Genomic DNA, 21,743 nt, shown 5'->3' with positions numbered 1-21,743 from the left:
GCTTGGCAATAATGTTAGCAAAGCTGGGCGTTAGGAAAATGTAAAAATAAAACAATTGATTAACCTGACATGAGGACGGAACAATGGCATTTAGAAATGATGACGACAAAAAAGCATATTGGAAGGAGAACTTGTCTCTCCTTGCCAAGCTTTTAATCGTTTGGTTTGCGGTGTCGTTTGGCGCCGGCATTTTGTTTGTCGATGTGCTAGACAATATCCACTTTTTTGGATTTAAACTGGGTTTCTGGTTTGCGCAACAAGGTTCCATTTATGTATTCGTCGCTCTAATTTTTGTTTATATGTCAAAGATGAAGGCGATGGATAAACGTTATGGCGTAAACGAGGAGTAATACCATGGACGTTCAACTACTAACATTTATTATTGTAGGCGCAACATTTGCGCTATATATCGCCATAGCTGTATGGGCTAGAGCGGGTTCTACTAACGACTTCTACGTTGCTGGTGGCGGTGTGCCTCCCGTGCTAAACGGTATGGCTACCGCTGCAGACTGGATGTCGGCAGCATCATTTATTTCAATGGCCGGCCTTATTTCCTTTATGGGATACGACGGCGCAGTTTACCTAATGGGATGGACTGGAGGCTATGTATTGCTTGCCTTGTGTCTAGCACCCTACCTACGTAAATTCGGTAAATTTACTGTACCGGATTTTATTGGCGACCGCTACTACTCCCAAACCGCGAGAACCGTTGCAGTTTTCTGTGCGATCTTTGTTTGCTTTACCTATGTGGCAGGGCAAATGCGAGGCGTAGGCGTAGTATTTAGTCGTTTCTTAGAAGTCGATATCGTGACGGGTGTAGTTATTGGCATGGTTATCGTGTTTTTCTACACGGTACTTGGTGGCATGAAAGGCATTACCTATACTCAAGTTGCGCAGTTTTGCGTAATGATTTTTGCTTATATTGTGCCTGCGGTATTTATCTCTATCATGGTAACTGGCCACATTCTTCCACAAACGGGGTTCGGCGCCACGCTCGCAGATGGGTCGGGGATGCATATACTGCAGAAACTCGACAGTCTGTCGGTGGAGCTCGGATTTCATGAATATACCTCCGGCTCGAAGAGTACCATCGATGTGTTCTTTATTACTTTTGCATTGATGGTAGGTACAGCTGGATTGCCTCACGTTATCGTTCGCTTCTTCACTGTACCGAAAGTACATGATGCGCGTAAGTCGGCAGGTTATGCATTAGCATTTATTGCTATTCTTTACACTACGGCACCGTCTCTTGCAGCTTTTGCTCGCGTAAATATGATTGAAACCATTAACGGGCCTGAACTAACTGGTACAAGTTACGAGCAAGCACCGTCGTGGATTAAAAACTGGGAGCAAACTGGGCTTATCGAGTTCAACGATAAGAACGGTGATGGGGTGATGTTTTACTCTGGTGATGAGCGCAACGAAATGAAAGTTGACCGTGACATCATGGTATTAGCTAACCCTGAGATAGCAAATTTACCAGCATGGGTCATTGCATTAGTGGCCGCTGGTGGCGTAGCTGCAGCACTGTCTACTTCCGCAGGCTTACTGCTTGTTATCTCTACATCGGTGTCTCATGATTTGTTGAAGCGTAACTTTGCGCCCAATATAACCGATAAGTCTGAGCTCTTTTATGCGCGACTGGCCGCAGGGGTAGCCATTGTTATTGCAGGTTACTTTGGGATTAATCCACCGGGCTTTGTGGCGCAGGTGGTCGCCTTCGCGTTCGGTCTGGCGGCATCCAGTTTCTTCCCTGCCATTATTATGGGTATCTTTAGCAAACGTATGAATGATAAAGGCGCTATTGCAGGCATGATTGCAGGTATTGCGTTCACTGCTGCCTATATCATTTACTTCAAGTTTGTTAATCCTGCGGCAAATGTACCTGAAAACTGGTGGTTTGGTATTTCGCCAGAGGGCATAGGTACGTTAGGTATGATAGTTAACTTCCTTGTTGCTTTTATCGTGTTTAAGTTTACCGATGAGGCGCCGGAAGAAATTCAAGAGTTAGTAGAAAGCATTCGCTATCCGAAAGGGGCGGGAGAGGCATCTGCACACTAACGGCTAGAAGTTAATTGTTAAAACCAAAAGCTGACGCTCAGTAATTAACTGAGCCTTTATTAAGCCAACCCGTTCAAAGAGGAAACTCTAAAAGCGGGTTGGTTTTTATCGTTTCAGGAGCATTGTGTATGACAGCTATTGCCCAGCAAGTCGCAGATTTTGTTGCTGCATCTGCGCCCTTTGATACGCTTGATGTGGATTCATTAACTGATTTACTTACCTCGGCAGAATTGCTTTACGTAACAAAAGAAAACCTAAAGACCTTAGTTGGACAATCTCGCCGAATTTATCTCATTCAAAGCGGCCAGTTTTCGGTAAGTACCGAGCAAGACGCCCCCCGTTATGTTAGTGAAGGGGACTACTTTGGCTTCCAGCGTGTTTTGGATGGTAGAGACTATCCAATGTCGGTGACGGTAGAGAGCCCAGGTCTAGTGTACAGCTTTGATGAAGCACCATTTAAAGCGCTTCTTCGTTTCGATAGCATTAATACTTTTTTTAATGGATTGCGACATGATGCACTACAAAATCAGGCTATAACAGAGTCAAAATCTATGTGGTTGTACAAACCACTTTGTGATTTAACAGAAAAAGCACCCATTGGCACCGATGTAAATACGCCCATTCAACAAGCGGCTCAACTGATGACCGATAACCGTGTGTCGTCTCTTCTCATTACTGAAGCAGGGCAGCTAGTGGGTATCGTTACCGATAGAGATTTACGTTCCCGAGTGGTTGCCGCCGGTGTTGCGCTGACGAACCCTGTTAGCAGTGTTATGACCTCGTCGCCAGCGAATGTTGCCAGTAACCTAACGTTATTTGACGCCATGGCGTTAATGACCGAAAAAAACATTCATCATCTGCCTATTTTAGATAAAGACAGTCATGAACCCGTGGGTATGGTGACGGCCAGTGATATTGTTCGCCATCAACGAGGCAGCGTTCTATTTATTATTGGCGAACTGTCGAAAGCGAGCAATTTGTACGAATTAACGCGTTTAGCGTGGCAGCTTCCACACTACTTTTCTGCACATGCTAAACACGCAGGCGATTATGATATTGCAGGTAAAGTGCTATCTCAGGCCACTGATATTATGACGCGAAAACTCATTGGCTTCTTTCAGCAAGAACATGGTAAAGCCGGCATGATGTTTTCGTGGCTAGTCTATGGCTCACAAGCGAGAGAAGATCAGACAATGGGATCGGATCAAGACAACGCGTTGCTATTAGCTAAATTGCCCACGCAAGCACAAGCCGATTACTTTGCCGCCATGGCTGACTATGTCTGCAAGGGATTAGCAAAATGTGGTATTAAGCTATGCAGTGGCAATATTATGGCGAGTAATCCCGAGCTGAGGTTAACGTTAGAGCAAGCGGTTGAACAAGCGCGGAAATGGGTAAATGCGCCTACCAAAGATGCCATTATGCACTTTAATATCTTTCTTGATGCACGCTGCGCCGCGGGTGATGTGGGCTTGTTTAAAACGCTACAACGTCAAAGAATGCCCCTGCTTAAACAAAGTTTATTTCTTGCGGCATTGTCCCGTCATGCAAATGAAGTCTCTGTACCTCTTTCTATGTTTCAAAAATTTACTTATGAGAAGGGAGGGAAGCTGAAAGATACGATCGATTTAAAAGTACGTGCGGTGGCACTGATCAACAATATTGCGCGTATTTATGCCCTAGCAGGAGGGATATCAGTACCTGGCACTCTCGCAAGGCTATCTCTGTTGCCCGAAAATTCTGAGCTTTCTACCAAAGATGCAGCGAATTTGCGGGATATTTGGATATTTTTAAATCGATTACGCTGGCGGCACCAACTTCAGCATAACGTGGCAGATAATAGTGTGTCAGTGTCGTCTTTATCTTCTATAGAAAAGCATCAACTAAAGGCATCGTTTCAAGCTATCGAAAGAGCCCAAAAAGCAATTATTATGAATTTTTCCGGTGGCATGGCATAGGTATGTTGCAATGGCTAAGTAACTGGTTATCTGGGCGCGGTCCATCATCATTCGATAGGTTCAAAAACGCGACCTTACAAGACACTACCCTTATGTCGATTGATTTAGAGCTGACCTCCTTAAACGCCAATGAGTCAGAAATTACCTCTTTTGGCTGGGTATGTGGGCGTAATAGTAGCATTGCTCTAGAAACTAGCGCTTATAGCGTTGTGAAAACCAAGGCGTCTTTAGGGCAAAGCCCCGTTATCCATGGACTTATTCAGGACAATATTGCAAAGGGCGAGAAAATAGAAGATGTGCTGACTAAATTTACCGCACAGTTACCCTCGAAGGTTTTAGTTATCCATAATGCGAATTTAGATTTGGCGGTGCTAGATGCGGTATTTAGGCGATTAAATTTACCGGCACAAGAGGTTTATTACATCGACACTTTACAACTTGCTTTGTATGAATTGAAAAAAGAGCACGAAGTCGTTCCCTCAAATAGTGCATCCCTAGGTGCATGCTTACTACGAGCTGGTTTACCGGCGGTGCCTCAACATAATGCCTTAGAAGATGCCATGGCAGCGCTACTCCTATGTTATGCACAGTTAGCGTCATTAGGGCTAACACAACAAAGTTGCTTGGCAGACTTATCACATACTAAAGCGCTTGGTAAGAAAACACTTGGGGTGGTTAAGCCTTAATAAATTACCCTAAACTAAGCATTACCATACCACTTAAATTTCCGGCTCCATAACATTGTGAGCCTTTTCCACGCTACTTACGACACAGTTTCTACCTTGCCCTTTTGCAGCATAGAGGCTTTTATCAGCTTGCAGCATAGTGAAGTCGATGGTTTTGTTGTCGTCTGGATTTTTAGTTGCTACCCCAGCGCTAATTGTCACTCTTGCAAGGTTTGAATCAGCGTGGGGAATGTTTAAATTAAACACAGTTTCCAAAAGTCGATTGGCGACTAATTTTGCGCCTTTTTTATCAGTGCTAGGTAGAATAACTAAAAACTCTTCACCGCCCACACGAACTAATTTGTCCATAGGACGCAACAAGCTATCGTTAATTGCCTTGCTAAGCCTCCATAAGCAGCTATCGCCTTCCATATGCCCATATCGGTCGTTGAACCGCTTAAAGTAATCAACATCGAAAAGTACAAGAGAAAGAGGGTTATGACTCCGCTTGCCATCTTTCATCAAGCGCGGAAGGTAGTCTTCTAAATAATGTCTATTATAGGCGCCTGTTAGCCTATCGATATAAATGAGATTTTCTAACAGATCATTTTTGAGCTTATGATTGAGGTGCGCTTTCACGCGATTTTGTAACGTGCATGCATTAATAGGTTTGGTCACAAAATCAACACAGCCAGAATTCCAGCATTTTGATTGGGCTTCGTCAGATGTTGTTGCGGTAACGAAGATAATTGGAATATCAGACTTGCTCGGGTTTTCACGCAAGGCTTTTGCAACTTGATGGCCATCCATGTCTGGCATATAAACATCCATCAAGATAAGATCAGGCGTATTTTCTTCACAGTAAGCAAGCGCTGCTGCACCGGAAGAAACAGATGTACAACTAACAAACTCATCAAGAAGCCCTTCTAAAATTATTCGAGAGCTTGCTTGATCATCTACAATTAATAAATGGCAGTCTGATAATGTTCGTTTATTTACTTGCTCAATAAACATGTTAGTCCTTTACCTACAATGCAGCTGTTTCCAACTATTTGTAAACCTTATACTCAGAGTAACGCGGCGAGTGAAAAAAATGCATTAAACATAAGTTTAATAATTAACATTTTCACTCATTTAGATTAACGATATAAAAAGAAGCACGTACAGTATTAGGTTAGTTACCAGCCCTATCATATAAAAATAGGTTCTCGGACTTGGATTACGCTCAGTCGCCATCGCATAATATAATGCCATATGAACAATTCTACATAAGCCATACACCCAAACTAAGATAGCCAGATAGAGAGGGGTAACACCAACAAACATACAAAGTATGGCTGGAATAATAAACTGGTTTACGTTCTCAAGTGAGTTGTGAAACGTTCTATGGCTTCTAAATACAAAACTGTCATGACTTAAGTCTTCTGCGACTTTTCCTGGTACATAAGAGGATTGTTTGCGATGCGCTACTGCTGCAACGATATTTTGAACTAATACCGTAAAAATGATTACCGCAAGCCCTGCGATAGCGTAGGTGTAAACAGTGAACATATCTTCTTCCTTGTAAGCTGATTAATGGGTATACGCGCTACAAGAAGGTAATGGATTATAAAAAAAGTTAGTGCTAATGATTTTTGACGGGGTGACATACATGGAAGGGGGGAAGTAGCGGAAACCCGCTACTTACTATGAATGGACTATAACGCTTTTTTAACTTCAGCAGGAAGCAGTACAGTATCGATAACGTGAATCACACCATTTGATGTTTTTACATCAGCTTTCGTTACTGTTGCATCATCAATCATCACTTTGCCCATGGCGGTAACCACCTTCACATCACTGCCTTCAACAGTAGTTGCACTGGTCAGTGACATAACATCTTCCGCCATGACTTTGCCGGATACTACATGGTAAGTAAGGACTTGTGTTAATAGCGCCTTATTTTCAGGCTTCAATAACATCTCTACGGTACCTTCAGGTAATTTAGAGAAGGCTTTGTTGGTAGGAGCGAATACCGTGAAAGGACCGTCACCTTTTAGTGTGTCTACTAGGTCGGCGGCTTTTACAGCAGTCACCAACGTTGAGAATGTTTCTTGACTAGCAGCAGTATCAACAATATCAGTTTTCTCGGACTCCATATGATGGCCAGCAAAAGCAGAAAGACTCATCAAACTCATCATTACCAATGGGATTAACTTACGCATAAAATTTTTCCTTAAATTGAGATAGAAAATTAATTGATGTTGCGCAGGTTGTTACGCTACCACCTCAATTTGGATGATTAAGTTTACGTAATGGGAAAAGTAGGAAGATATGAATATGTAAAAATAATGTTAAATTATTGGGTGCTGCGCTATACTTCGCCAAGGTGTTAATAGGGGAGGGCTGCATTATGTTACTTCGACATCTTATTACTGCACTACTCGTTTTTATCGGTTCAGCTATGCTAGGTTGTGCTAGCACTACGCCCGTTGTTGCCAAGAATCCTTATCCTGCATTACACGACCATCTATTTCCAAGTTATGCGTCTTTTCCAATTGAAACGGAAGAGGAGGTATTTGCACTAGAAGAAGATGCTCAGTTATTTGTCGATGAGGCTGTTTTTGAGTCGGGAGGAAAAACAACCAACGTAAAAGGTCTGATCTCGTCAATCTTTGACCATTCTGAAATGGGACTATTGTACCGTAGCAATGCGAACTCGGTTGCCAGTGAGACGTTTTATAATCGTTCTGCCAACTGCCTTTCTTTGTCTATCATGACTTACGCTATGGCTCAGCACGCAGGCTACGATGCCACATTCTATGAAGTAGATATACCCGAGTATTGGACAAGGCGTGACGGCTTCAGCTTTTTAAATGGTCACGTAAACTTAACTATTAATGTCCCGAAAGATCCATTAGTGACCAACATCGGACCAAGTAGTGCAGATGTTGATTTTGACCCACAAATGATCAGAACGCACTTTCCACGGGTGCCGGTTACCAAGCGCCTCGTGCTGTCTATGTTCTATAACAACAAAGGCGCCGATGCGCTAATTGCCAACAGTTATACGCGGGCATACAGCTACTTTAGGACTGCTGCAGTATTATCGCCAGAGTTACAACAAAGTTGGGTCAATTTAGGTGTGCTTTACCGTATGGTCGACGCATTTGAAGCCGCAGAGCAAAGTTATCAGTTTGCGTTAAATCTAGATGAGAACAATCTGACCGCGTGGGACAACTTGTCTATTTTGTATTACCACCAAGGGTTATTTGATAAATCAGCACAAATTAAAGCAAAGGTAGAAGCGCAACGAAAAGAAAATCCTTTTTATCATTTCATTCTTGGGGAGCAAGCTTTGGACGAAGGGGAGTTAGCAGATGCATTGGAACATTTCCAACGCGCGCTTCGCTTAGATAATACCAGACACGAAGTGTTTTTTGGGTTGGCTAAAGTGTATTACGAGATAGGAGATATCAGTAACGCTGAGCGTTACATCAAACGCGCAATTCAACTTGCACCCAATTCACAAGATGAGAACCGGTACATGAGTAAGCTTTCCACGATTGCTCTGAACTACTAATTAATAACGACTAACTACTTACAAAATGAGTAGTGACCACGTAAATGCGGCGAGCGTATCAATAAGTTACACCAACAAAAAAGCCACGTTAAAACGTGGCTTTTTTTAAGAGAATAGCGCTCTTTAGATAACACCTAGCTCTTTCAAACGCTCTTGCAGGTAAGTACCCGCAGTATGACGTTCTGAAAGCTTTACATCCGGACGAGGGTGTAAGAATAGTGGCAATGAAATACGCGACTTGGTCATGTCTGCGCCATCTGGATTCACAACACGGTGAGTCGTTGATGGGAAGTAGTGACCTGAAGCTTCTTGAAGCATATCGCCGATATTCACAATCAGGCTACCAAAATCGCAAGGTACGTCTAACCAACTGCCATCTTGCGCTTTTACTTGTAACCCTGGCTCGTTAGAAGCAGGAAGAATAGTAATAAGATTAATATCTTCGTGAGCCGCTGCGCGAATAGCATCTACTTCTTCTTCGCCACTTAATGGTGGATAGTGAAGTACACGTAGTAGCGTCTGATCTGAATCTTTGATCATGTCGCCTAACGGTTGGCTGTACTTATTGCTGACTTCTTCTGGAGAATGTTTCTCAATCCAGCCTAATAGTTCAGAAGCAAGCGTGTTAGCTTCTGAATAGTACTGCGACAGCAACGGACGAAGTTCGTCAGGACATTGTCCCCATGGGTAGTAATGGAAGTACTCTTTAATATCTTTTTTCGTGAAGCCTTTGGCTACCTCAGAAACGCTTTGAGGGAAGAATCCATCTTGCTTACCTTTGTTGTAAAGGTAGTCATTTTTTTCTTCGCTATCGAAAAATCCTTGCCAGCTATCGTATATGCCTTGCACGAGTGACTGTTGAATTGGGTGGTTTTTCAATACCCCAAAGCCCGTCTCTCGTAGTGACTTAACGAATTCTTCTTGGGCGTTTTCCGCCGTGTAATCAACAGCAACTAATTGCATAACATTATCCCGTTTATTTTGATTGCGGCATTATAAAGGTAGACGGGCCGCCAAAAAAGCTGTGGTAGTTGACTTAAATCAATCAACCTCATCTAAGATGCCTAATGTAATCAATGTAGACCATTTAGTCTACATTTGGGCGAAATCTTAGCCTAAAAATTAATCTAGTAATTAACCTTGTCGTTTAGCCAAGTGTTAAGTAAATGCCTGCGAGCGCTGCGCTCATCAAGTTTGATAACGTTGCTGCAATAACTGCTTTAAGGCCCAACTGAGCAATTTCTTTTCGGCGAGTAGGTGCCATAGCACCAATACCACCCATCAAAATAGCAATAGAGGACAAGTTCGCAAAACCGCAAAGTGCAAAAGTGACAATAGCTTGCGTTGATTCAGACAGGTTGGGTTGGTGCTCAAGGTAGTTAAGGTAAGCCACAAATTCGTTAACTACCATTTTCTGACCTATAAAGCTTCCTGCTATCTGTGCTTCTTCCCACGGAACACCAATTGCCCATGCTAAGGGTTGAAGTATGTAACCCATGATCCCTTCAAAGGTAACATTTTCATACCCTAATAACCCACCTGTCCAACCCACTAAGCCGTTGAACATGGCAATTAGGGCGATGAAGGCAAGTAGCATAGCGCCCACATTTAATGCGAGTGTCATCCCAGATGCTGCACCGCTAGCAGCCGCATCAAAGACGTTTGCGTAGCCAGTGTCTTCCGAATCTATTTCGCTTAAGCCGTCTTTAGGTTCTTCGGTTTCTGGCAAGATGATTTTTGCCATCAACATACCGCCAGGCGCTGCCATAAAGCTTGCTGCGAGTAAGTATTTTAAATCTACGCCCATACCCGCATAACCCGCCATGACTGAACCTGCAATAGAGGCTAGGCCACCTACCATCACGGCAAATAGCTCAGAACGCGTCATATGAGGTATGAAAGGGCGAACGACTAATGGGGCTTCGGTCTGCCCTACAAATATGTTTGCTGCCGCTGACATAGATTCAGGACGACTAGTTCTCAATACCTTTTGAAGGAAGCCACCAATCACTTTAATAATTAAGCCCATCACTTTTAAGTGATATAGCACAGCAATAAGTGATGAAAAGAAAACGATAACGGGCAACACATTAAAGGCGAATATAAATGCAATGGATTTATCGCCAATAGGACCAAAGAGAAAGTCAATTCCATCTTGACTGTAGGCAATGATGTTAGCAACAAACCCTGTTGCTGCTAACAGAACTTCTTTGCCTAGCTCAGAATACAGAACAAATGCGCCGATTAAAGCTTGCATAGCAAAGGCGCCACCGACAGTACGAAAACTAATGCTGCGTTTCGCCGACGAAAGCGCGAATGCAATACCTAAAAGGACTGCAATGCCCAGTAAACCCACCATAATATCAATCCTTTATAGAAGCGCTTGCTGTATGTGAGATTTGATCACATCTAGAGCAATTTGGTTTTTACCACCTTGTGTAACTACTACATCAGCAGTGAACCGGCTTGGCTCGATAAATTGGTGATACATCGGTTTTACAGTCTCTTCGTACTGTTTGGCAACTGACTCGATAGTGCGCCCACGCTCTTTAATATCTCGTATCATGCGGCGCATAAGACAAATATCGAGTGGGGTATCGACAAAGATTTTAACGTCATAAAGTGGCAGAAGATCTGCACGAGCAAGCAGCATAATTCCTTCAAGAATAATGACTGGCGCCGGGTTCAAACGTTCTGTGTCAGGCAGGCGAGTATGCGTTTTAAAGCAGTAATGAGGATAGTCAATAGGCTGACCTTCTCGCAGTGCCTGCAAATGCGCTTTAAGCAATTCATGCTCAAATGCATTGGGGTGGTCGTAGTTGTTTTTTTCTCGTGCTTCCATGGGCAAGTGGTCTTGAGCGCGATAATAGTGATCTTCGCGAAGCACTTGCACAGGCCTTCCTTGAGCAGAGAAGCCGTTAAACAAATTTTCGGTAAACAGTGACTTTCCAGAGCCTGAAGCTCCAGAAATGGCAATAATTAAAGGCGATTGCATAATTCTAGAAAGCTGATTTTATTGGAGCAAAGATACGCGTTTAGCCTCTACGAATCAATGTTATATTCATACCAGTTGGTCAAATGGATCGCTATTTGCTAGCCGAATCAATAACATTCGCTTAATTTGAGTGCGTTTTCATTCCTAAATTTATTTTCATGTCACTGTCATAATTGATTAAAAAGTAGCTAGTTTCCGATAATTTCTACATCGTCAGGGGATAAATGGGTAAGCGCATAAGAATGCTGTTTTGAACGAGAACCTTCACCCTGGGCACGTGGAGGGTAATAGCGTTCTTTTTCCTCAGGGTACAAGGTAAATACCTCATCAAGTGATGCTCTGATTTCGCTTAACGTTTTATCTAAGTTAGCGTTAAAGTCTGGCCTTTTACGTTTTGTGTGCCCTAATTCAATCAATCGTGCAAAGGCTTTATTCGCAAGCGCAATAAGTTCAATAGGAACATCTTTATGTGGGGGAAGAGGGTGTTCTGGGTTCTCTGTGCAATATTTAACGAGCGCTGTATAAAAGCAAAGAGGCTTGTTTTGCAATATAACAACGGTGTCATTTACGCTATTGCCCAACGTCTTATCGCGTAAATTAATAACAAGTTTGGGCTTAGGTGGGACAACTAATTCTTCACTGACAACGTGCTTAGCTTTTCGCTGTCTAGGGATAGCAAACGCAGGCGCAAGCAATACTGATATTACTAAAGCCCACCAACTAAACTTAAGGTTTTGATACATAGGGAGCGATTGCATGATTAGCGTAATTTTTTGCTCTGCGTTTTCGAATACAAAAGTATGGGATAAGCTATATTCAGGATAGGTTACATCAGCATTCACGCCTTGTATTGAGGCGACTCTAATCGGATAGTTGTCAGCGGCTAAATCTTCGTTAATAGTGTCGATATAGCGACCCACCGCGTAAGTATTTACGGGGGTATTTAGTGTTGCATTCCCAACATCAAGGAACGCACTGTCCAATATTATTCTTCTTTCTACGTTGTCTTTCGCATGATGACGAGCAAACTGAATACCTATAATCTGGCCAAACGTACTGATGATTTGAAGTGCCGCAAAGAGTATAAGTGCACAGATTAGGGTAAACGGGCGAACAGTTGACATCATATTACTCATCTTCACTACATCCATTCACGAGAACTAGGGTTTTGTAATAGGGACGTGCGTGAGAGTCGGCTATGTCTTTCACTACAGACTGCATGGCGCAGAGTAAATCGGTGTTTTGCATTTGCATCTTCAAAAACCATTGCATGCCGCTAACACTTTTTAGTAGAGGCGTTGCGTAGTTCTTAGACAAAATTTGCGCATCTTCTTCGGCCCAGTACGATGAAATAATATCGACTTCACCAGCAAGCAATGCTCTGCGCAGATCTTTGTGGGAATTGAAGTACACAATGTCCACGTTATTCTCAGTTAGCCCAAGGTTTTGAAGTATGGTTTTTGGAACTATATGTCCTGAGCGGCTGGAAGGGTAATCGAGCAGGCCAATTCGTTTGCCAAGCAAGTACTCTTTTTCAAGCAGGGGCTTTTCACGCTGAGATATAAAGAAAGCGCTGTAATTGGGGTGCGAGGCTATTAGGGTTAAACCATAAATTTGATCTGCACCGAAAGCATCGACTACATTACGTTTAATTAGCGCTAAATCGACCACTCCATGGTTTATATATCGAAAGGTATCATAGTCGCTTTGCCCGACGATGACCCTGACTTGGCCAAATTGTCTTTTAATGATTTTATTGTCGCATAAACGTTCTAACGCCATATTCGCGATAGACCCATCTGTGACATACACTGAAAAGGTATCTAAATTATTTTGTAACTCGGTTTGGCAGGTTAAAGTTCGACCAGTTTGAGGAGGTACCGGAATAAATTCTATTTTCTTTGAAAAATAGCCGGCACTACCGCAAACAAGTGCGGCAATAAGGAGTATGATCCACCTTCCGGTAGCAATAATTCTGACTATTGGCAAAAAAATAACCAAATGAGTTAGTGATTTATGTACTGATTTCATCAGCTAAGGTTATTTATTGCAATAGGTAAATTTATTTTAATTGGTTATGGCTATGAAAAATAAGCGTTTTTTACAAATCAGACTGAATTTTGTTAAACGCTGTTTATTAGTCCATGATATGTCATCAATATAAACCACAAGAACAAGTCAGACGACCTTGGTTTTGATAAGTAAAATAACTTGACCAAATGGTCAGGTGTGTGGTGCAAAAATTGCGATGAAATCACGTCACGGAATTGACGAAATATACAAAACTGTAATAAATATGACACGAAGGTCTATAACAATTTCATCCACTCAAAGAAGTCTTTTAGTCAATATCAGAGGTCGTAGAGGGGAATAAATTCCCTCTGCGCTAAAAAAAAAGAATTTTAAACAAAAAGGGAAACACACATGTACTCATCAGCTAAGCTCAGCCGCGTTGCTGCAGCAGTTGCACTAACAGTGGGTCTAACCACGACTGCAATGGCTCAAGTAACGTCTTCAGATATGAATGGCCAAATCGTCGGTCCAAACGGCAACCCTGCTGTTGGAACCGTAGTTAAAGTAACTCACGTACCAACTGGTGCGGTTAAATCAGTCACAGTAAATAGTGCTGGTACATTTAACCTTCGTGGTTTACGTGTAGGTGGTCCTTACACTGTTGAAATCGACTCAGATGAATTTGCAGATCAAACGATCAGCGATATTTACCTAGAGCTTGGTGAAGCGGCAACTATCCAAAGAACACTTGAATCTGCAGCTGATTACGAAAATATCGTAGTAACGGCTTCTCAAGTAGGTAGCTTGGCATTCGGTCAAACTGGCCCTTCAGCAAACTTTGATTTGGCAACACTTCAACAAGCGCCAGCGATTAACCGTGATATCACTGATATCGTTCGTATTGACCCTCGTATCTACGTAGATGAAGGCGGTAGCGGTGGTATCCAGTGTGTTGGTAAAAGCCCGCGTTTTAACAGTTTAACTGTTGATGGCGTTCGCATGAATGACCTTTTCGGTCTTAACTCGAACGGTTACCCTACAGAAAGAATGCCTTTCTCTTTTGACGCTATCGAAGGCGTATCAGTAGAAATTGCTCCTTTTGATGTAATCTACGGCGGTTTCTCTGCGTGTAACATCAGTGCGGTAAGTAAAACAGGTACAAACGAAGTTCACGGTTCAGCGTTCTACGACTATGGTAGCGACAGCCTACGTGGTGACTCTCTTGAAGGTGATGATATCAACCTTGGTAGTTACACTGAAAAACGTTACGGCTTCACAGTGGGTGCCCCACTAATCAAAGATAAGTTGTTTGTTTTTGCTGCTTACGAAAAACTAGAAGGCGCAAATACATTTGACCGTGGTGCTATCGGTTCTGGCGCAATTAATGAAGTAGCGCTTACACAAGCCCAGCTTGAACAAATTCAGTCTGTATCTCAGTCACTATATAACTTTGATGCCGGCACAACTCCTCTAAGCATGCCTAATGAAGATGAAAAGCTTCTTGTTAAGTTAGACTGGAACATCAACGAAAATCACCGTTTTGCGTTTACGTACAACTACAACGATGGTAACAACTTCTCAGAATCTGACGGCGACGCAGATGAGTTTGAACTATCTAGCCACATTTACGAGCGTGGCGCAGAGCTTCAATCGTTTGTTGGTGTACTTTACTCAGACTGGACAGACAAATTCTCGACTGAAATTCGTGTTTCTCGCACCGAGTTAGATAACCTACAGCGTTCTATGTACGGTGACGGCACTCCAGGCGGCAACGACTTTGGTGAAATCAAAATTGAGCTAGGTAATGACACAGATACTTCTGATGACGACCTAACCGTTTTCCTAGGTTCTGATGACAGCCGTCAAGCAAACGACCTAGATTGGGAAGCGCTTAGCCTAATGTTCCGTGGTAACTATTACTTCGACAACGGCCACGCGTTAACTTTCGGTTATGAGAGTGACAAACTAGATATCTACAACCTTTTCGTTCAGCATTCTGAAACCTCTATTACTTTTGAAAGCTTGGAAGATTTCACTAACGGAACAAATGCAGAAATCGAATACGGTTACGCTTATTCTGGTGAATTGTTAGACCGTGCTGCAGAGTGGGGTTACACGTCACACTCTACTTACGCACAAGATGAGTTCTACCTTACTGATGATTTGAAAGTGGTTGCTGGTTTACGTTATGACTGGATCACAACGTCAGACGAGCCTGTTGGAAACGCTGATTTCGTAGCTGGAAACGGTTATGACAACACAGCTAACCTAGACGGTCTTAGCTTACTACAACCACGTGTTGGCCTTAACTACACGGTAAGTGACTCAACTGAATTACGTGGTGGTGTTGGTTTATTCTCAGGTGGTAACCCGAACGTATGGATGACAAACAACTATCAAAATACTAACGTTATTGGTGGTGAAGTTGATGGTGAATACGCTGACTTATTCGACGGCAGCATTACATGGGTTAACACAGAAGACGGCGTAACAGCTGGCCCTGGTTACTCAGTACCTTCTGATTTAGACGAAGAAATGTCTTCTGGAGCAGGTAGTAACTTTGAAAGTAACAACCTAGATCCAGGCTTCGTAATGCCTCGCGAATGGAAAATCTCTGCGGGTATGACTCATATCAATGATGAAGACTACGTATTCAACTTAGATTTCCTTCTAAGCGTGACGCAGAAACAAGCCATGATTAAATATGTGGGTCTTGAGCGTGTAGGTACAACTGATGAAGGTTACCCTGATTATGATTCAGTAGGTTACGGTTCACTTGAACTGACCAACTCTGATGAAGATTCAGTGTCTTACTCACTAACAGCGACCATGAACAAGTCTTGGGACAACGGTTTTACTTTCACCGGTGGTTATAACTACAGCCACGCTGAAGATGTACAACCAATGACGAGTTCAGTCGCGTTCTCTAACTTCCAGTACAGAGCATTTACTGACATTAACGAAGAAGTATCTTCAGTGTCTGATTGGAATATCGAGCACCGTTTTACTGCTGACCTTCGTTACACAACTGAACTTATCGACGGTTACAGCACTATCTTCTCTGCTTATGCAGTAGCGCAGTCTGGTCGTCCGTTTAGTTACACCATCAGCGGTAACTCTGTATATGGCTACACGCCGTATCTTGAAGGTAACAACGTATTACCGATTGGCGCAGAGCGTAATGATGAAACTAGCCCTTGGTGGTTCAAAATGGATATCGCAGTTAGACAAAATATTCCTGCGTTCCGTGAAGATCACTCTGCTCAGGTTTACTTCGTTATGAATAACTTCACCAACTTCATCAACGATGAATGGGGTATTTTGGAAGAAGTTAACTTCAATACTGCTGCGCTAGGTACATCATCTCCTGAAAGTCGTCAGGGTGATGCATCACTTTGGGAAATGCGTGTAGGTATTGACTACCGCTTCTAAGCAACAGTTTAAAAACCAGTTGTAGTGTTAAATGCCACTTTCCAATTTTGGAAGTGGCATTTTTTTTATCTTGCAAATCAACTTCTCTTTATGTTTCTCATCGCATCGATTTTCTTTTTCTGATCTAACTATTGCCGCCATACGAACGAATAACTAAATGAATTGTTCACATGGAGAACTTATGTCTAAACATATATTAATGGTAATGACCTCACATGAATTGTTAGGTGATACAGGCAAGAAAACAGGAATGTGGCTGGAAGAGTTCGCTTCACCCTACTATGCGTTCAAAGATGCGGGGTATACCATCACCTTAGCTTCACCTATGGGCGGCCAAGTGCCAATCGACCCAAACAGCTTGGCAGATGATGCCATGACCGACGATGCTATCCGTTACACAAAAGATGAGGTTGCAAGAAGCGCAATGTCTTCAACTATTGTGTTGGAAGATGTTCGTGCAGATGAATTTGATGCCGTGTTCTATCCGGGCGGCCACGGTCCGTTATGGGACTTATCTGACAATACTCACTCCACAATGCTAATTGAAGATATGGTGAAAGCTCAGAAGCCTGTAGGCGCCGTTTGCCATGCTCCTATCGTACTTAAAGAAGTAAAACGCGCCGATGGTGAATTTTTTATTAACGGCAAAACCGTTACTGGCTTTTCAAATAGTGAAGAAGACGCAATGGGGTTAACCGACGTAGTGCCTTATTTAGTGGAAGACGCGCTTATCAGTAAGGGCGGTAAGTATGAAAGTACCGACGACTTTGGCGTTAAAGTGTGTGTTGACGGTCTGTTGGTAACCGGACAGAATCCAGCATCATCAGGCCCCGCGGCTGAAGCGCTTATTAAGGTACTTTCGTAGGGTACTTCAAGCACTTACACTACTCACTTAGCCCGTGTTGTCTAATTGACAGCTGGTATAACGGGTTTATAAAGCGTTAATGATTACGAAAGTAAGAAAACGCCGCTGACTGTGTTCTATCTCAAACAGATTAGAGATAGAACACAGGAAATGCGGCGTTTTTTATAAGTTAAATGTTAGAAGCTAGCTTGAACATTAAAACTCATTGTACGTCCTAGTGGATCATACAAAGAGTCATCATATCCGCGCCATTCCCCAGGTGCGTACTCTTCAAATTCATCGGTAATATTCGCAATTCCGGCAGAAACCTTCACATTATCGTTCACATGATATGAAACCGTCACATTATGTTTAAAATAATTGTCGGCGTAATCATAGTAATCGTAATAGGTTTCACCGTTGGCACCGATGAATAGCGTTCTCCAAGATGCCGTCCATTTATCGCCGTCGGTCCAATCTACCGTCAAGTTAGCGCGATTATCAGGATAGAACAATTCACCTGCCCACTCAGTACCTTCTTCTTCGTAACTAAATACATGGGAGTATTCAAGGTTGACACCAAAATCACCAATTTCAGTGGCCAGATCGTAGTTCGCGGTAATATCAAAACCGTTGGTCTTCACTTCTGAGTAGTTTGTGTAACCAGAGGTAATCGATGTAATTTTACCATCGCTATCACGAACGATACTGCTAGACGTACCATCTAAGTCAGCAGCAATTAGGTCATCTACGTCGATATCTTCGATTTTATTTTCGTAATCATATTGGTAGTAAGACACTTCGAGTGATAAATCATCAGTGACATCGTAAACCACACCAAGCGTAAGCGACTCAGAGTTTTCTGGGCTAAGGTCTGGGTTACCGCCGTAATAGGTTAGGTGTTGCTGACCTGATGAGCAGTAACTATCGTCGCTACCAGGGTTATCTAGTGTATCGCAGTAATAGGTATCGTATGCGCTTGGGAAGCCGTAAGAGATGGTCGCGAACATTTCACTCATTGTTGGTGTACGGAAAGCTTCTCCCCAGCTAGCACGAAGTAAAAGTGACTCAGTTGGGCGCCAGCTGATACCTAGCTTAGGTACGGTATCTGAGAACTCAGAGGTTGAAATACTTTCGCCTGTATCCCCTTCAAGCTCGTACCCGTCGTAACGAAGTGCAGCAGATACTTCCACTTCATGGGGTAGTTCGATAGCAAACTCAGTATAGTAAGACTGTCGCTCACGAGTCGCATACACGTCGTCACCGCCCGAACCGCCTGAAATAATACCCAAGCCCGATTCAGGGTCAGATATCTGCTCAAAATCAAGGTAAGAGTACTCAGCGCCGAAAACAGCACTCACTGTCATGAAGTTATTCGAGAAACTTCGCCAGAAATGCTGCCGTCAATAATGTCACGCATCTGTGTAGACTGGTAGGTGCCAGTGTGATCAGCGCTAGCCAATAGCTCAGCGTTATAAGCAGACCAGTCGTCGGTACTTAAACCTTGAACATTAAATAAATCCAACTGTTCAGTATCAATTAAATCTTGTACAACTGTGTCGTTAACTAAGTTGTAATTGAATACCTCTTCTTTTGCAGACGTGCGTTGGTAATAAACTTGCCAATCCCACTCATTGCCACCAATGTCGGTATAGCCTTCAAGGCCTGTCACCATTTCAAAGGTGGTTTTTTCTGTGGTGGTGTCTCGTGTTCCCAAACTAGACGTTCGGAAGTAAACAGAGCCATCTTGACCATAAGGGTTCATTGCGTTATCCGCATCGATGGTCAGCGAAGATGTAGATACTGGGGTAGCAGCATAACGAGTGTCTGTAGATGTCTGTAGTGCAGAGAAACGAGTAATAAGTTGCAAGTTCTCTGCTAACTCGTACTCGATTTTAGTCATTAAAGAGTTTTTCTCAGACGCGCCATAAAGCCAAGTGGTATTACCGTAGTAATAACCACAACGATCAGATTCAATCGATGTGTCAGCCACATCGCCACACAAATCTTCGTTATAAAGATACGAACTAGTATCTGTATCATAGAAATTGGCAACAGGGCTGTAGGTTGAATAGCTATCTAGTGCATTTTCGCCTGAAACCGCTACATCGCTGACTTCTTGAGTGTTTTCATGCTCCGCAATGAAAACGATACTACCTTTGTCATTGGTTACGCCGGCTGAAAAGTTATATTTGCTTGAGTTCCCGCCATCTGCTCCTGGATCTTCAAAGCTGTAGCCTACATTAACGCCATCGAACTGTTTCTTGGTAATAATATTAATTACGCCTGCAACGGCATCTGACCCGTAAATGGCCGATGCGCCATCGCGAAGAATTTCAATGCGCTCAACAATCGACATCGGGATCATCGACATATCAGAAGATGAACCACCATCGTATCCTAAACCTGGTAGACGACGACCGTCCATTAGTACCAAAGTAGCGCCAGCCCCCAGACCACGTAAATTTACTTCACTTGACGCAGATGCGCCGCTGCCGTAGCCAGATTGTCCGCGAAATGAACCGAAAGTGTTAATCGAAGAGTTACGTAATACTAGGGCAACCGATGTATCACCAGATAACGCGATAGATTCAGCAGTAATAACCGTAACGGGAGATACTGACTCTAAATCCACTCGTTTAATACGAGAGCCAGTAACTTGGATTTTTTCTACAGGTTCAGCTGAATTTTCGTCATCTGATTGTGCGAGGGCCATTGGTGCGGCAAACAGGCTAGCGGAACCCGCCAGTAATAGTCCGCGCTTCACCGCAGTGCTGAGTTTATTTGTGTCAAACATTTTAATTCCCCTTGTCGAAGGTGATTACAATTTGTAATTACATAGACGTTTATTAGTTTTTATTTTGAGCAGATGTTTTCTGTCGGGAGAATTAAGCACTTCGTCGTGCTATTTGGCAATTTACAAAGTGTATAATTTGTTCTATTTAGACCTAATTTACTTTATTTATACGCAGAGCGATGAAACCTTTACGGTTCTATACATTGGTAAAATAAATATTACTTTTTTCTCTCTTAATATTTATTTAAAGGTAACGCTGTATATTAATTAAAATAGAAATGAAGAAGTAATGTGAGGGGGTAAATAGTGTGTAGATATTGTGTATGAATTTTGTGGGTTTAGCGCAGAAAAGGCGCAGGTTTTGCGCAAATTCAGTATAGTTAAATCTGGCTTGAAGTAAAAGTGGGTGAGGGCGTTTCAGTACAGATTGAAAAGTGGAAGAAAGTTACTGTAATTACAATTAATGACAATGGTATTTTTGTGGGTTTTAGAATTTATACGTTGGTGAATAATAGGATGTTTTTAGTGGTGGTGATATTATTTAATTTTAAAGGTTGAGTTTAAATGTTGCTGTTTTTATCTAAGGATGGATTTTATAATTAATTTCTAGTTTTCAAATTCTTTACTTTTCTTTTCTTACTCTTTTCTGAGTCTGTGATAATTTAAATACACAGCTACCAAGTTGTTTTGTATCTCCCTGGTACAAATTCTTTACCGCCATCTTGTGATGGCGGTTTTTTTTGCTCAAAAATTAAGGCTGTGCCTTAGACATTCTCGAATAGGTCTTCCACACGTTGTCGTAACTCTTCAATAAGTGTCACGTCGGCAGGGGCGATAAAAATAGTGTCGTCGCCGGCTATGGTGCCAAGTACACCATCTTTTTTGCTTAATGAGTCAAGCAAGCGTGCAATGAGTTGCGCTGCACCTGGGCTGGTGCGAATAATCACCATCACATTATTATGCACAATGTCGAGAACAAGTTGCTTTAACGGGCTTTTAGCGGTAGGCATACCCAGTTCAGGCGGCAGGCAGTACACCATATCGCCACGGGCATTGCGGGTACGTACCGCGCCAAACTTACTTAGCATGCGGGAAATTTTAGATTGACTAATATTGTCATGACCTTGAGTTTTAAGGGCATCCACTATTTCACCCTGGGATCCATAGCTTTCCGCTTTTAAAATTTCTTTAAAGGCTTTAATCAGTTGCTCTTGTTTTGCGTTGGCCATAGCGTCCTGCACAGTAGTTAGCGGTAATAAGTTAAATGGTCATTAACGATTTATCATATATTGTGCCTTACAGGTGACCTTTGCGCAATTTAATTGCATAATCATGCATGATAGTGAATATCAACGTAAAAATGCCTTAAATGGCCGTATTAAGACCATCAGATGATTGAGTTTTCCCCCGCGTTGC

At 42.7% G+C, this 21,743-nt stretch carries 18 protein-coding genes; 7 read left to right on the top strand and 11 right to left on the bottom strand.

What is annotated here, in order from left to right; genetic code table 11:
• Positions 1 to 83 precede the first annotated feature (83 nt).
• The 4 genes from C7Y69_RS12000 to C7Y69_RS11985 all read left to right on the top strand — a co-directional run bounded on the left by C7Y69_RS12000 (position 84) and on the right by C7Y69_RS11985 (position 4,705).
• A complete protein-coding gene (locus C7Y69_RS12000; RefSeq protein ID WP_013782567.1) occupies positions 84 to 350 on the top strand; it encodes a DUF4212 domain-containing protein in 267 nt (88 codons plus the stop codon).
• A gap of 4 nt (positions 351 to 354) precedes the next feature.
• A complete protein-coding gene (locus tag C7Y69_RS11995) occupies positions 355 to 2,061 on the top strand; it encodes a sodium:solute symporter family protein (protein WP_126872869.1) in 1,707 nt (568 codons plus the stop codon).
• 128 nt (positions 2,062 to 2,189) lie between these two features.
• On the top strand, positions 2,190 to 4,019 hold the full coding sequence (locus C7Y69_RS11990; protein WP_126872868.1) for a DUF294 nucleotidyltransferase-like domain-containing protein: 1,830 nt from the start codon (positions 2,190 to 2,192) through the stop codon (positions 4,017 to 4,019).
• 2 nt (positions 4,020 to 4,021) lie between these two features.
• Positions 4,022 to 4,705, top strand: a complete 684-nt coding sequence (locus C7Y69_RS11985) for a 3'-5' exonuclease (RefSeq protein WP_013782570.1) — start codon at positions 4,022 to 4,024, stop codon at positions 4,703 to 4,705.
• A 33-nt stretch (positions 4,706 to 4,738) separates the two neighbouring features.
• Here C7Y69_RS11985 and C7Y69_RS11980 read toward each other — a convergent pair whose 3' ends face one another.
• The 3 genes from C7Y69_RS11980 to C7Y69_RS11970 all read right to left on the bottom strand — a co-directional run bounded on the left by C7Y69_RS11980 (position 4,739) and on the right by C7Y69_RS11970 (position 6,888).
• A complete protein-coding gene (locus tag C7Y69_RS11980; RefSeq protein WP_126872867.1) occupies positions 4,739 to 5,698 on the bottom strand; it encodes a diguanylate cyclase in 960 nt (319 codons plus the stop codon).
• 120 nt (positions 5,699 to 5,818) lie between these two features.
• Positions 5,819 to 6,235 (bottom strand): MAPEG family protein, encoded by a 417-nt coding sequence (locus C7Y69_RS11975; RefSeq protein WP_126872866.1) that lies wholly within the window; start codon positions 6,233 to 6,235, stop codon positions 5,819 to 5,821.
• A 146-nt stretch (positions 6,236 to 6,381) separates the two neighbouring features.
• Positions 6,382 to 6,888 carry a fasciclin domain-containing protein gene (locus C7Y69_RS11970; protein WP_013782573.1) on the bottom strand — a complete coding sequence of 169 codons (507 nt, stop codon included), beginning with the start codon at positions 6,886 to 6,888 and terminating at the stop codon, positions 6,382 to 6,384.
• Between the two features lie 188 nt (positions 6,889 to 7,076).
• On the opposite strand from C7Y69_RS11970, the gene C7Y69_RS11965 reads away from it, so the two are divergent.
• Positions 7,077 to 8,246, top strand: coding sequence for a tetratricopeptide repeat protein (locus tag C7Y69_RS11965; protein WP_126872865.1), 1,170 nt, complete (start codon positions 7,077 to 7,079; stop codon positions 8,244 to 8,246).
• Positions 8,247 to 8,369: 123 nt separating this feature from the next.
• On the opposite strand, the gene C7Y69_RS11960 is transcribed toward C7Y69_RS11965, so the two are convergent.
• The 5 genes from C7Y69_RS11960 to C7Y69_RS11940 form a co-directional block, all read right to left on the bottom strand.
• Entirely contained in the window at positions 8,370 to 9,209 is an 840-nt protein-coding gene (locus C7Y69_RS11960; protein WP_013782575.1) for an isopenicillin N synthase family dioxygenase, read from the bottom strand.
• Positions 9,210 to 9,393: 184 nt separating this feature from the next.
• Complete coding sequence (locus C7Y69_RS11955) at positions 9,394 to 10,605, bottom strand: NupC/NupG family nucleoside CNT transporter (RefSeq protein WP_013782576.1); 1,212 nt, start codon at positions 10,603 to 10,605, stop codon at positions 9,394 to 9,396.
• A 12-nt stretch (positions 10,606 to 10,617) separates the two neighbouring features.
• On the bottom strand, positions 10,618 to 11,241 hold the full coding sequence (gene udk, locus C7Y69_RS11950) for a uridine kinase (RefSeq protein ID WP_126872864.1): 624 nt from the start codon (positions 11,239 to 11,241) through the stop codon (positions 10,618 to 10,620).
• Between the two features lie 188 nt (positions 11,242 to 11,429).
• Positions 11,430 to 12,377, bottom strand: a complete 948-nt coding sequence (locus tag C7Y69_RS11945; protein WP_126872863.1) for a hypothetical protein — start codon at positions 12,375 to 12,377, stop codon at positions 11,430 to 11,432.
• Positions 12,370 to 13,230 (bottom strand): PhnD/SsuA/transferrin family substrate-binding protein, encoded by an 861-nt coding sequence (locus tag C7Y69_RS11940; RefSeq protein WP_232363166.1) that lies wholly within the window; start codon positions 13,228 to 13,230, stop codon positions 12,370 to 12,372. Before C7Y69_RS11940 ends, C7Y69_RS11945 begins: the two co-directional genes overlap by 8 nt.
• Positions 13,231 to 13,665: 435 nt before the next feature.
• Between C7Y69_RS11940 and C7Y69_RS11935 the strand changes: the two genes are divergently transcribed.
• Positions 13,666 to 16,686, top strand: coding sequence for a TonB-dependent receptor (locus tag C7Y69_RS11935; RefSeq protein WP_013782580.1), 3,021 nt, complete (start codon positions 13,666 to 13,668; stop codon positions 16,684 to 16,686).
• A 181-nt stretch (positions 16,687 to 16,867) separates the two neighbouring features.
• On the top strand, positions 16,868 to 17,551 hold the full coding sequence (locus C7Y69_RS11930) for a type 1 glutamine amidotransferase domain-containing protein (protein ID WP_013782581.1): 684 nt from the start codon (positions 16,868 to 16,870) through the stop codon (positions 17,549 to 17,551).
• Positions 17,552 to 17,727: 176 nt separating this feature from the next.
• Here C7Y69_RS11930 and C7Y69_RS11925 read toward each other — a convergent pair whose 3' ends face one another.
• From C7Y69_RS11925 to argR, 3 genes are all read right to left on the bottom strand, one after another.
• Entirely contained in the window at positions 17,728 to 18,897 is a 1,170-nt protein-coding gene (locus tag C7Y69_RS11925; protein ID WP_126872862.1) for a TonB-dependent receptor domain-containing protein, read from the bottom strand.
• Entirely contained in the window at positions 18,894 to 20,327 is a 1,434-nt protein-coding gene (locus C7Y69_RS11920; RefSeq protein ID WP_126872861.1) for a TonB-dependent receptor plug domain-containing protein, read from the bottom strand. The genes C7Y69_RS11925 and C7Y69_RS11920 overlap by 4 nt, the downstream gene beginning before the upstream one ends.
• A 764-nt stretch (positions 20,328 to 21,091) precedes the next feature.
• Positions 21,092 to 21,556 (bottom strand): transcriptional regulator ArgR, encoded by a 465-nt coding sequence (argR, locus tag C7Y69_RS11915; RefSeq protein WP_013782583.1) that lies wholly within the window; start codon positions 21,554 to 21,556, stop codon positions 21,092 to 21,094.
• Positions 21,557 to 21,743: the final 187 nt, after the last annotated feature.

The sequence above is a fragment of the Alteromonas sp. KS69 genome (genome assembly GCF_003989595.1).
GTDB lineage: Bacteria > Pseudomonadota > Gammaproteobacteria > Enterobacterales > Alteromonadaceae > Alteromonas > Alteromonas naphthalenivorans.
This window is presented reverse-complemented; position numbering and strand designations above follow the sequence as displayed.